This is a genomic window from Citrobacter sp. LUTT5, assembly GCF_009905315.1.
Classification (GTDB): Bacteria; Pseudomonadota; Gammaproteobacteria; order Enterobacterales; family Enterobacteriaceae; genus Citrobacter; species Citrobacter freundii.
Window position 1 is genome coordinate 801915 of the sequence record NZ_CP047606.1, and the last position, 12905, is coordinate 814819.

At 47.6% G+C, this 12905-nt stretch carries 6 protein-coding genes, 1 tRNA gene and 2 pseudogenes; 5 read left to right on the forward strand and 4 right to left on the reverse strand.

Features of this window, described 5'->3' with window-relative positions:
• Positions 1 to 25 precede the first annotated feature (25 nt).
• From GUC46_RS03810 to GUC46_RS03830, 4 genes and pseudogenes are all read left to right on the forward strand, one after another.
• Entirely contained in the window at positions 26 to 4219 is a 4194-nt protein-coding gene (locus GUC46_RS03810) for a hypothetical protein (RefSeq protein ID WP_160179782.1), read from the forward strand.
• A gap of 288 nt (positions 4220 to 4507) precedes the next feature.
• A complete protein-coding gene (locus tag GUC46_RS03820) occupies positions 4508 to 4969 on the forward strand; it encodes a hypothetical protein (protein WP_088903068.1) in 462 nt (153 codons plus the stop codon).
• A pseudogene (locus GUC46_RS03825) lies at positions 4966 to 5161 on the forward strand (helix-turn-helix domain-containing protein). Before GUC46_RS03820 ends, GUC46_RS03825 begins: the two are co-directional and overlap by 4 nt.
• 911 nt (positions 5162 to 6072) lie before the next feature.
• Positions 6073 to 6954: pseudogene (locus GUC46_RS03830) on the forward strand (integrase domain-containing protein).
• Between the two features lie 217 nt (positions 6955 to 7171).
• On the opposite strand, the gene GUC46_RS03835 reads toward GUC46_RS03830, so the two are convergent.
• The 4 genes from GUC46_RS03835 to GUC46_RS03850 form a co-directional block, all read right to left on the reverse strand.
• Positions 7172 to 7729 carry an AAA family ATPase gene (locus tag GUC46_RS03835; protein WP_048213204.1) on the reverse strand — a complete coding sequence of 186 codons (558 nt, stop codon included), beginning with the start codon at positions 7727 to 7729 and terminating at the stop codon, positions 7172 to 7174.
• A 207-nt stretch (positions 7730 to 7936) separates the two neighbouring features.
• Positions 7937 to 9196: an integrase arm-type DNA-binding domain-containing protein gene (locus GUC46_RS03840; protein WP_088903070.1), complete on the reverse strand. Its 1260-nt coding sequence runs from the start codon at positions 9194 to 9196 to the stop codon at positions 7937 to 7939.
• A 163-nt stretch (positions 9197 to 9359) separates the two neighbouring features.
• Positions 9360 to 9435: transfer RNA gene (locus GUC46_RS03845), tRNA-Phe, on the reverse strand.
• A gap of 105 nt (positions 9436 to 9540) precedes the next feature.
• The gene (locus tag GUC46_RS03850; RefSeq protein ID WP_130715130.1) at positions 9541 to 10248 is read right to left on the reverse strand and encodes a DUF554 domain-containing protein; all 708 of its coding nucleotides are present in this window, start codon (positions 10246 to 10248) and stop codon (positions 9541 to 9543) included.
• Positions 10249 to 10716: 468 nt separating this feature from the next.
• On the opposite strand from GUC46_RS03850, the gene GUC46_RS03855 reads away from it, so the two are divergent.
• Positions 10717 to 12852, forward strand: coding sequence for an ornithine decarboxylase (locus tag GUC46_RS03855; protein WP_160179784.1), 2136 nt, complete (start codon positions 10717 to 10719; stop codon positions 12850 to 12852).
• Positions 12853 to 12905 lie beyond the last annotated feature (53 nt).

The window sequence follows — 12905 nt, forward strand, 5'->3', positions numbered from 1 at the left end:
TGAACGCACATCGTAAGGAAATAATATGTCGATAAGATGGGAAAGCATCAGGACGTTCAACAATTCTCAAAATAATGCTTTTGAAGAACTGATTTGTCAGTTAGCAAGAGAAGAACCTATTATTAACAAAATAGATTTTCGCCGTGTGGCAGCGCCAGATGGTGGCGTCGAAGCCTATTGTGTACTTGATGATGGAACTGAATATGGCTGGCAGGCAAAGTATTTTTTTAGTATGGGTGATGCTCAGTGGAAACAGTTAAAAGAATCATTTGAAACTGCTTTAAAAACACATCTAAATCTTACCAAATATTATATCTGTATTCCGTTAGATCGACAGGATCCTCGTAGAAAGGATCAGGATTGGTTTATGGATAAATGGAATAAAAAGGTTGCTGAATGGACTCAATACGCTAAAGGGCTAGGAAGAAATATCAGTATTGAGTATTGGGGAAGCTCGGAACTAACCCATCGGTTATCACAAGAGAATAATGCTGGCCGGTTACATTTTTGGTTCTCAGCGGAAGAGTTTACCATTCGTTGGTTTAGCGAACAGATAGAAGAGAGTACTAAAAACCTTGGCAAGCGATATACTCCAGAACTGAATGTCGAACTGGATATTTCCAGGAATTTTGATGCAATTAGCAGAAATAGTGGTTTTTATAAGGTAACACATAAATATTTTCATGATTTTCTTTCAAAACTTAACAAGTTTACAGATAGAGCCATTCATTATTCTGGTAATAACACATCCGAACAATTTAAACGCTGGATTTCTGATGTTAAAGACAGCTTTGTTCCCGAAGACCGTGCATTGGAACAGTTTGATATAAATTTATTGTTGAGTCACATAGATAATATTAGTAAGTACTTATCTGATTTTGAACATGAATTTATTGATAATAGCGAAAAGAAAAATGACGATCTGAGGTATCAGGTTAATAATGCATGGCAGGCAATTTCTGACTTTTCAGACTTTATCAAGGGCCCAATGCTGAAATTGGCAAATAGCCCTCTAATGATTCTGTCAGGGGAGGCCGGGATTGGAAAATCTCATTTATTAGCGGATATAGCAAACCATCGAATAAAAAGTAGGATTCCTTGCCTATTACTTCTGGGGCAAAACTTTGTATCAGAAGAGTCACCATGGACACAAATACTAAGAAATATTCTGCGTGTTGATGGTAAAGAAAATGTCTTATTAGGGGCATTGAATGCCAGAGCTGAGGCTCAGGGAGAACGTCTGCTATTTATTATTGATGCAATCAATGAAGGGAAAGGACGGTATTTTTGGCCCGATTATATTGTCGGCATGATAAATCAGCTCTCTAAATATCCTTGGCTTGGGCTTGTTTTGAGTATCAGAAGCTCATATGAAAAATTAATTGTCCCCAAAGACTTTTTCGATGAAAATAAAATAACACGAATTGCTCATTCTGGTTTTGGGAGTGTCGAATATCAGGCATCTAAGTTCTTCTTTTCTCAATATGGTATAGAGCAACCGGGAGTCCCGATATTACATCCTGAATTCAGTAATCCACTTTTTCTTAAAATTTTTTGCGAAGGTCTATATCGCTCTGGATTAAATAAAATTCCGAAAGGATATTCTGGGATAAGTAATATCATTTCATTTTTCATAAACAGTATTGAGGCTAAGTTATCGAGACCTTCCTCTTTCAATTACCCTGAAAATTTTAAGCTTATAGAGAAAACCATTAATGAATTAATAGAATATAAGCTAAATAATGACTTGAGTTTTATTCCGTATGAAGCAGCATTTGATATTGCAGAGAAAATCATTGGTCGATATAGTGATCGACGTCGTTTTCTCGATGAATTAATTTCAGAAGGGATATTGTCAAAGAATATCTATTGGAATTCGAAAGATAATTATGAAGAAGGGGTATATCTGGCTTATGAACGATTTGAAGACCATCTGACAGTATCTTTTCTCTTAGATAAATATTCAATAAATAATAATGATGCACTAGATTCTTTTTTTAAAGAGAATGGTGAGTTATATAAATATATAAAATCGAGCTATTTTTATCAGGGTATAATTGAATCACTTTCTATTCAGTTGCCTGAGAAATTTGGCAAAGAGCTTTATGAATTGGTTGAAGTTGAGTATAAAAAACATGATGGTATTATTCGTGCATTTATCTCAAGTCTTATCTGGCGTAAGCCTGATAATATTGAGAAAAAGACGCTTGAATATATTAATAAATATATCATTCCATTTGATAACGGCTTTGATGCCTTTATGCAAATGGTTTATACCGTATCCTCCGACCCCGAACATATTTATAACGCAGACAAGTTACACAAATTTCTTTCAAAACATTCAATGGCAATCAGAGATTCATTCTGGACGAAGTATCTCCATAATTTAGATTATTACGAAACTTCTTCGATGCAGCGTTTAATTGACTGGGCTGGCGCGGAAGAGGATAAGTTTTATTTATCGGATGACTCAAGATTACTGGCTGCTAAGGCGCTGTCATGGCTACTGACGAGCACGAATATAAAATTACGAGATGGCGCAACGAAATCGTTAGCCAATTTATTGAAAAATAATATTAAAACGATTACGGCGCTCATAGACAGCTTTAAAGATGTTAATGATCCTTACGTACTGGAGCGGATCCTGGCGGCCTCTTATGGCGCGGTTTTAAATTCTGTTACTCTGGATGATTTAGATAAATTGTCTGAAAATATTGTTGCCACTATTTTTGAAGCTGAAGAAGTATATCCTAATGTTCTTGTCAGGGATTATGCCAGAAATATAATAGAATATGCTTTATATAAAAAAGTATATCAAATGGATAATGTTGATATTATTCGGCCTCCATATCGAAGTGATTTTCCAACGACTTTCCCAACCAATGAGGAAATTGATGCGTATAAATATGATTATAATGCTGCGGATTTTAAAGATTACTATTGGGGACAAAATGCAATATTAAGCTCAATGGTTACTGAGTATGGACGGGGGATCTGTAGCTATGGTGATTTCGGACGTTATACTTTTCAGAGTGCATTATCTGGATGGTGTGATTTTGACCCTAATGATCTAAGTAACTATGCCTGTAAACTGATTTTTGAGAAATATGGCTATGATGTTGAGAAGCATGGACAGTTTGATCGATACGCCAGTGAGGGGGATAGAAGCAGGAACAAAAAAGAAAGAATAGGTAAAAAATACCAATGGATTGCATTGTATGAGGTTTTGGCGCGTATTGCGGACAATCATCAGGTGGCCGAAGGGGGAAGCCGCTGGTCAGAGTCGAAAAATTATGTCTGGTTTCAGGGACCCTGGGAGTTGTTTGTCAGAAAAATAGATCCAACCACGCCATCTTATAGCAAAGAGATTATAAGACAAAAAAGCTTCTGGAATAATGAAAATCCATATAATGACTGGGATGGCACTATTAATGATTGGTTGAAGAGAGAGACTAATTTACCTGATCCACTTGAACTGATATCAGTTCTGTCTGCTGATGATAAAAAATATTTATTGCTTGATGGCTTTTTTACATGGGATGAGCCACTTCCTCTTGGTGAGGACGAATATGGCTATGCAAAAAAACACCTTTGGTATCATATTAGAAGTTATTTAGTAAAAGAAGGTGAATTACCAACGCTAATATCCAATTTGAATAAAGATCTGTCATTAATCCGAAATTTACCAGAATCGCATGATCAATACCGAGTTTTTAGCCGAGAGTATTACTGGTCGCCTGCATATCAATATTTTGACGACCCGTACTACGGAGATAAGGGATGGCAGAATATTTATACTGATTGGCAAAAGCAGGGAAAACCCATTGCGACGGTTTGTCTGACATCTGAAAGTCATCATTGGGAGTCTGATTCGTCCGGTGATAATGAACTATCATATCTGGCACCTTGCGAATTTATGTATCATGGTATGAAGTTGAATTATTCTGAAAATACAGGGGAATGGTTGGATAGTGATGGCGATGTTACATTTTTGGATCCGTCTATTCACTGTGAAAATAAATCAGCACTCATTGTTGATAAAGATAAACTAGAGCAATTTTTATTAAAAAATGAATTGAATATAGTTTGGGTTGTTACCGGTGAAAAGAATATTCACTCAATGCGTCCTATTGTTCTCGATGGTGATAAATGGCTGGAGATATATGGGATTTATACTTTAAAGAATAATAATGTAGGCGGGTGGAGAATAATTAAATAAGGGGCTAAAAATTTCTTGCCGTCTGTTACCAATAGCGGTATCTTTTCCCGGCGCCTGCAAATTCAGGTGCCGGGATTGGTCTCCCGAATATCATACCTGCGACATATGGCGCGTTAGCGTCTTTTTTATGTCGTGCGTTCGGCTATACCTCTATGGTGGGCTGGGCGGGGGCACTGCAAGGTGCGCCGGTGTAGGTATGGCCGGTAAGACCAACTCCGTACAGTCCACCACCCGGAAGATTGGTCTCTTCGGTGGTGGAATTTAAATTCACATACCGGAGGTTGCCTTATGGCTACTACCCCAATCCAAACACACCCGTTACTTGCCGTTCCCTTCAATGCCGCTACGGACTTCACCGTCCTTGCCAGCCACTGCGAAAACTTCGCTGAAACCCTGATTGAAAGTAAAGATATCGCGTTAAAAATGGCGCTCTGCGGCAGACTCAACACCGCTCTGACGCTGCTCCAGCCCACGCTGTTAGACCCCGTCCCGCCCCATCTTGTTGAAAGCCTGACCGTTGACACCCTCCCCGCAAACGCCCCTCAGTTTGGGCCTGAATGTACCGAGCTATGTAACTACTGCCTTGCCCTGACGCAGACGCTGGCGGGGCAGGGGTTTTCCTCTGAAACGGAGAAATACCTTAGCTGGCTGTTGTATGACCTGATCAATTACTTTGCGGCAGAAATGAAAGCCCCGCGTTGGCTGCGTACACCTGACGGCGTAAAGTTTATTGACGGGGTGGCGGCATGATGCAACCGGACTGGCATTCCGCCGACATTATCGCGGCGCTGAAAAAGCGTGGAACGTCGCTGTCCGCCGTTTCCCGCAACTCAGGGCTGGCGTCCTCCACGCTACTGGCCCAAAGGTGAAAGGCTGATCGCCGAAGCGCTGGGCATTGCGCCTGAGCAAATCTGGCCTTCCCGCTATCACAGACCAAGTTAAAACAGACTCTCGCGATCTTCTGTCAGCTCTGCTGGCTGAAGATCGGGAGAAGGCAAGCGAAGCGCGGCAGACTGCCATTCACAGAATGACGAAAAATCCACAAACAACTCAATTTCCAGAAAAAAGATTTCCCCTTTTCATCCTCATAAACCGGGTGTAATCTCCCTCCTGCAATATGCTGTCGTCGACAGCTCCCTTTGCTTCAAAACCTGAAAGAAGCACCTGTTATCAGGACGGTTGATCCCTTTACCGGTGCAGACCTCTGCAAACACCGGGTCGCAGAACATCGCGGCGGAGGCCCGAAGTTCATACACGATGCATTCTTTAACTGCGCCAGTTCATCGGCTGTCATTTCACCCAACCGGAAATCACCCGATTTCACGGCTCACTTACACCTGCTGAATTTCAGCGCTTTTTACCTGCACCAGTCCACTGGTCGATGTTTCACCGCGCCGGAAACTTTCCGGTAAATCCCGCACCTGCTGCCACACCAGCGCTGTTTACCTTACGGGCTTTGCTGCCGCGTGACCGTAAATCTGCACCAGAACTGCCTCTTTCAGAGCACGACACCTGACCGGGCGTCACTTGAGTCCCGTATCACGGGCGCAAGTGACGCCGTTCCACCACGCCGACGCAAGCCACGGAAAATCCGGCCTGCGCCCTCAATCCCCCACACTGACACGCCGCTTTCAGGCCGCAGTCAGCCATAAAAAGGAGAAGAAGATCGATACCGAGGGGGGTATGATGCCCCGGAGAATTTCCTGCTACGGCAGGCAGCCTGTACCGCGTACAGTCTGAAACTCCCTACACCTCAACAACCTGCCACCCCGGCGTGAAGGTATCGTTCTGGCGCAGCCATAAAGCATACGCCGGGGCCAGATTGTGCTTTTTAACAGCGGCAAGGGGTAGCTATGGGTAAATTAGGCGGTGAAATGAAGGCGCTGGCGAAAAAGGTCGGTGGCAGTTTTAAAACGGTGGATGACCGCATTCATATTGTGCAGCGGTTCAGCCACCATTTACGCTCGCTGAATATCCAGATCCAGCGGGTGGAGCAGATCAAGGTTCGCCATATTGAATACTACATTCAGGCGCGGCTGGCGCAGGAAATCGGTAAACGGACGCTGCAAAATGAAATGGCCGCACTGCGCGGCGTACTGCAACAGGCCGGACGTAGGCAGGTGGCTGAACATGAGCGACTGACCAATAAAGCATTAGGGCTGGCTGGCGCATCGCGTAACGGCACCAACCGGGCCATCACACCGGAGTATTACAGCAAGGTACTGGAAGCCGCCCGCGATAAAGACGCAGGGCTGGCGGTAACGCTGGAACTGGCAAGGCTGATGGGGTTGCGCTCGCAGGAAGCGGTTCAGTGCTGTCAGTCACTGAAAACGTGGAGGCAGGCGATGGAGCGCGGCGAAACCCGGCTGACGGTGGTGTTTGGCACCAAGGGGCATCGTCCCCGTGAAACTATTATTTAGGATACTGGCGCAGTGAAAAAAGCGCTGGATAACGCCTTATCTGTCGCAGAGTTGCGTAACGGCAGACTGATTGATCAGCCCAGCCTCCAGAAGGCCATGAATTACTGGCGGGGAGCGCTCGCTGAAGCCGGATTGACGGGGAATTATACCCCGCACTCACTGCGCTATGCGTGGGCGCAGGATGCCATCCGTCACTATCTGGCGCAGGGATTCAGCGACAAAGAAGCGCTGGCGCTGACCTCAATGGATTTGGGCCACGGCGACGGACGCGGGCGGTATGTGGTGCAGGTCTACGGACGGTGGGAAGAGGAGTAATTTCCTGTTCTGGTGCAATCATGAAAAGGCCGAAGGGATAAGGGGACGCTAAGGGTAACAGCGCCAGACCGGAAAGGGCCAAAGGGCTTAAAAGGCCGGAACTGGCGCAGTTCGACATTTAACTGGGGGGATCTGGCGCAGCGAAATGGATTTTGATACTGGTGCAAATTAAAAGCAGAACCGCAGCAACTTTTAAAAACCTGCAAAATATGTTGGTTCAGTTTTTTCCCTTATTGGCTATATTAGAAATGACAAACTCAGCCCGTTTCTCCACTGAGGCTCGAGGTAATTCAAGTAGCTGGTAACCGTATTTTTGATAAGTGGTCACCATTGCGAGATATGTCAGTTCGGCCTCCTCAATCGACTGTTTTCGCTCCGCATCCTGTGTGTAAATTTCTGGCCATGGAGGCGCAATAAACACTTGTTTACTGTAACGAAATGTCTGAATGGCTTTATCTAAATGGGCGGGTACAGGCAAATGACATAAGTTGAGATAGCCTGCAATATCAGGAATTCCTCGATCAAAAAAGCAGATCTCATTGCACCCTTCAACGGCATGCCATGAACGCATTTCCCAGCATAGCATCCATTCTGCAAAAGCCATTCTGTCGCTCCATGGAAGCGCATTTCCATTGATGGAAACCTGAGTCTGAATAACGCCTCTGCCAGCTTCAGGCAAGCACGTATAACCTTTAGTAATCAAAGCGTCAATGAGTGTGCTTTTACCGGAACCTGGCCCGCCGGTAATAACAATACGCTGCTGGAGGTTTGACATAAAATTCTCCAATAAAAATAGAATAAGAAGTTTTGTTAGAAAGGAAAAACAGGAAGTAAAAAGCAGGTAGAGTGACGCTGAGCATGTTATCAGTCGCCACCATAAAAGGGGAAGCGCTGAATAACATCAGATTAAAAAGGACCAAAGTAAGTGCAAATAAAAGCAGATCCGCTGAGATCTGCTTTCCGGTGTGGCTTATTAACGTGCTCAGGCTACCTGAACCTGTCTGTCATACCGATATGGCGCAACAAACTTCTGCCGACAGGCGTCGAGCCAGTCCGACCACCACTGCATCATCTGCGTGCGCTCGTCGAGGTGCTCCGCCTTGTGGATATACGCGGCGCGAACGTTGTTACGTTCCTGATGGCTCATCTGCCGCTCAACCGCATCTTTCGACCAGCGCCCGGACTCAATCAGCGCACTACAGGCCATCGTGCGGAAGCCATGACCGCAGACGTCCACCTTCGTATCGTAACTCATTACCCGCAGCGCCTTGTTGATGGTGTTCTCGCTCATCGGCTTGCGCGGATCGTGATCGCCGGGAAACAGCAGCTCACTGTTGCCGGACAGCAGTTTTAGCTGCTTCAGCACCGTCACCGCCTGTTTTGACAGCGGCACCAGATGCGGGGTTTTCATCTTTGCGCCACGCTCTGAATAGCGTACACCCGGAATAGGCTCACGCTGCGCAGGGATAGTCCACATTGCGCCATCCAGATCGATCTCCGCCCAGCGGGCAAAGCGCAGCTCACTGGAGCGGATAAAGATCAGCAGGTTAAGCTGTACCGCCAGCCGGGTCAGTAATCTGCCGGAATAGCTTTCCAGTCGCTCCAGTAATTCCGGCATCTTTTCCAGCGGCAGGGCGGGGTAGTGGTTTTTCGGCGGCGGCGCGATGGCACCTGTCAGATCGTTGGCCGGATTGCTGGCGATCAGGCTCTCCTGCACCGCATAGCGCATGATCGCCGTGGTGCGCTGCTGAATGCGTGCGGCGGTCTCCAGATTGCCTTTTCTCTCCGCTACCCGCAGCGGGATCAGCAGATCGGCGGTTTTCAGGTCGGTAACGGGAATTTTGCCAATCAGCGGAAATACGTGCAGCTCCAGCGAGCGCAGGGCTTTGGCGGCGTGTGCCTCAGTCCAGCGGATATTCCCTGCCACCCATTTGCGGGCGATCTCTTCAAAGGTATTGCCGCTTTTCTTTGCCTGCTTCTCCTGCTGCTTTTTCACCCCCGGATCGTCACCCGCGCTGAGTACGGCGCGAGCCTCTTCACGCAGCTTGCGTGCATTCGCCAGCGTCACGGTCGGGTAAGCGCCAAACGCCAGCTTCTTTTCCTTGCCGCCAAAGCGGTACTTGAGTTGCCAGAGTTTAGAACCGTTGGGCTTAATCAGCAGGTACAGGCCCTGCGCGTCACTGAGCTTGTAAGGTTTGTCGATGGGCTTGGCGTTGCGGATGGCGGTATCGGTGAGTGGCATAGCGGGGGCTCCAGAGTTTATCGAACCAACAGGCCCCCAATTAAGCCCCCAAAAACTCTGGATGTCAAAAAACCTGACGGAACTTTTCAGCACCATCAGGTTTCTTTAACTTACTGATTTTTTAACGTTTCAGGACTTATAGGAACGCCATGAAACTAAATTTTGGTGCCCGGACTCGGAATCGAACCAAGGACACGGGGATTTTCAATCCCCTGCTCTACCGACTGAGCTATCCGGGCAACGAGGCGCATTAAACCCGATTCACTTCGTTTCGTCAACGAAATTTCTTCAAATCAATGCAGACTGCACAATCTATCACCACATTGTTGCTATTGCACGCATTCTCAGGCAAAAAAAGCCGTCCACGCTGCGGAAAGCGGCATTGTCAGTAGAAGGGCAGGAAGCATATTCACCACCGCAAACATTTTGATGCCACAAATCCGCAAACCGGTTGCAAGTAGCAACAGTCCGCCTACAGCGCTGAAATCGGCCATCATGGCTGGGGTTGTCAGCGGTAAAATCAGAGCCGCACAGGTGGCAAGCGTCAACTGAATTGCCAGCATCGGTATGAAAATGGCAGACACGGCGATCCCTAGCGAGCAGGCGAAGATAATAGCGGTGAAGAAATCGAGAAATGACTTGGCGATTAAAATATTAGGATCGCCGGTCATCCCTTCATGGATCGCCCCAAATATCCCGGTCCCGCTGGCGCAAAACAACACGATGATCGCCACATAGCTTTGGATAAAGGATTCGTGTGTTGCATTGACATCCGATTTGGTGAAAAGCTGTTGCGCTTTGGCAACCGCGGAATTGATTCCTTTTTCCAGATGGCAGAATTCGCCAATTAATGCACCGATCAGTGTCGCCAGAACCATCACCGGCAAGTTAACGCATTTGATAACCAACAAGATACCAATTCCCAACGAGCACAACCCGAATATTGAGGTCATTGAGATCCGAATACGTTCGGGTAAGTGCTGACTGAGCAGCGCGCCGAGAACACCGCCTAATAAAATGGCGCTGGCATTAATAAAGGGTCCGATTACCACGTTTGCTCCTGCATACCCATTATCGTCTTGATGCTAAAGGCAACTGTTTGGGTGAAATTATGTTTCAGATTGCATTATTATGCCGCTATTTTCAGACGAAATGCTTGTTTATCTGTGAGGTTTAAGCACAGGATTTTATCTTGCGCCTGTAGGTGAAAGGTGCCATGATTGCGCGAATTTTCTCCTGTCTGAATGGGGCTGCCTGGGATGATATTACTCCCCCTACATCGCCTTCAATATCGCCTTTTTGCGCGACGTTTTCCCCTTCCTGCGACTTATCTATACTCTGCCACCATGCGGTGAGGGCAGCGCACGCTCACTGCAGGATAACAGTAAGATCAGAGGCTATCTGCTTTTACTGATGTCTGGCGGTCGGGGCTGGTAAACAGTTTGACCCGTCATTTCGTGGGCAAAGCAATGCGGCTTTGCCCGGGACCTTTGATTTTCCCGAAACGGGTTATTGCGCTTATGAAATCAATGAAAATTGCCGCCAGTGGTGAACTGGCTTCTCGTCTTTCCAGCCATCGCCAGGTGGTTGCGCTGGACAGCACCGATTTTACTGACGTCGCGGCAGTCGTCATTACCGTTGCGGACAGCCGCAGTGGGATCCTGGCTTTGCTGAAACGCACTGGTTTTCATATACCGGTGTTTTTGTTCGCAGAGTCTGATGTCGATGTACCTGCGGGCGTTAACGCGGTGATTTGCGGTCAGGCTCAGGACTGGCTGGAGATGGAGTCTGCTGCCTGTCAGTATGAGGAAGATTTGCTACCGCCGTTCTATGACACGCTTACCCAGTATGTCGAAATGGGGAACAGCACGTTTGCCTGCCCGGGGCACCAGCACGGTGAGTTTTTTAAGAAGCATCCGGCGGGCCGACATTTCTATGAGTTCTTTGGCGAGAACCTGTTCCGCGCGGATATGTGTAACGCTGACGTTAAGCTGGGCGATCTGCTGATTCATGAGGGATCAGCGAAACATGCGCAGAAATTTGCCGCGAAAGTTTTCCACGCGGATAAAACCTACTTTGTGCTGAACGGAACCTCTGCGGCGAATAAAGTGGTCACCAATGCGCTGCTGACGCGCGGCGATCTGGTGCTGTTTGACCGCAACAACCATAAGTCGAACCACCACGGTGCGCTGATCCAGGCAGGTGCGACGCCGGTTTATCTGGAAGCGGCGCGTAATCCGTTTGGCTTTATTGGCGGCATTGACGAGCACTGCTTTGATGAGGCGTATCTGCGCCAGCAACTACGTGACGTTGCGCCGCACAAGGCTGACCAGCCGCGCCCGTTCCGCCTTGCAATCATTCAGCTTGGTACCTATGACGGTACGATCTACAACGCCCGGCAGGTGATCGACAAGATCGGTAGCCTGTGCGATTACATCCTGTTTGATTCTGCCTGGGTTGGCTACGAGCAATTTATTCCGATGATGGCCGATGGGTCACCGCTGCTACTGGAGCTCAATGCTGACGATCCGGGGATCTTTGTCACCCAGTCGGTACACAAACAGCAGGCCGGATTCTCGCAAACCTCGCAGATCCACAAAAAGGATAACCATATTCGCGGTCAGGCGCGGTTCTGTCCGCATAAACGTCTGAACAATGCATTTATGCTGCATGCTTCCACTAGTCCGTTTTACCCGCTGTTTGCGGCGCTGGATGTTAACGCCAAAATCCATGAAGGCGAGAGCGGGCGTCGGCTATGGGCGGAGTGTGTAGCGCTGGGCATTGAGGCCCGTAAAGCGATTCTTACCCACTGTAAGATGATTCAGCCGTTTATTCCTCCGGTAGTTGATGGTAAGCCGTGGGAAAGCTATCCGACGCAGGTGATTGCCAGCGAGCGCTGCTTCTTTAGCTTTGAACCGGGTGCTAAATGGCATGGTTTTTCCGGCTACGCGCGCGACCAGTACTTCGTTGATCCCTGCAAGCTGTTGTTAACTACTCCGGGCATTGATGCGCAAACCGGGCAATATACTGAGTTTGGTATTCCGGCGACGATTCTGGCGCATTACCTGCGTGAAAACGGCATTGTTCCGGAGAAATGCGACCTTAACTCGATTCTGTTCCTGCTGACCCCGGCAGAAAGCACCGAGAAACTGGCGCAACTGGTGGCGATGCTGGCGCAGTTTGAGCAGCATATTGAGGACGATACGCCGCTGGCAGATGTGCTGCCCACCATCTTCAACAAGTATCCGGTACGCTATCGGGATTACACGCTGCGTGAACTGTGTCAGGAGATGCACGATTTATACGTCAGCTTTGATGTGAAGGATCTGCAAAAAGCGATGTTCCGACAGGAGAGTTTGCCTGCCGTGGCGATGAACCCGCAGGATGCCAACAGCGCCTTTATCCGTGGTGATGTCGAACTGGTGCGTATTTGTGATGCCGCAGGTCGCGTTGCGGCAGAAGGTGCGCTGCCTTATCCTCCAGGCGTTCTGTGCGTGGTACCGGGCGAAATCTGGGGCGGGGCGGTGCAACGTTATTTCCTGGCGCTGGAAGAGGGTGTTAACCTGCTGCCGGGCTTCTCGCCGGAGCTGCAAGGTGTTTACAGTGAAACGGATGCAGACGGTATTAAGCGTCTGTATGGATATGTTGTGAAGTAAGCGCAAAAAAAAACGGGTTACCTTTTGGCAACCCGCTTTTCTCTGCGTAAACG

Bases quoted from the DNA above. Each gene is read 5' to 3' on its own strand.
- GUC46_RS03810 (WP_160179782.1), top strand. From the start codon at position 26: ATGTCGATAAGATGGGAAAGCATCAGGACGTTCAACAATTCTCAAAAT.
- GUC46_RS03820 (WP_088903068.1), top strand. From the start codon at position 4,508: ATGGCTACTACCCCAATCCAAACACACCCGTTACTTGCCGTTCCCTTC.
- GUC46_RS03835 (WP_048213204.1), bottom strand. From the start codon at position 7,729: ATGTCAAACCTCCAGCAGCGTATTGTTATTACCGGCGGGCCAGGTTCC.
- GUC46_RS03840 (WP_088903070.1), bottom strand. From the start codon at position 9,196: ATGCCACTCACCGATACCGCCATCCGCAACGCCAAGCCCATCGACAAA.
- GUC46_RS03855 (WP_160179784.1), top strand. From the start codon at position 10,717: ATGAAATCAATGAAAATTGCCGCCAGTGGTGAACTGGCTTCTCGTCTT.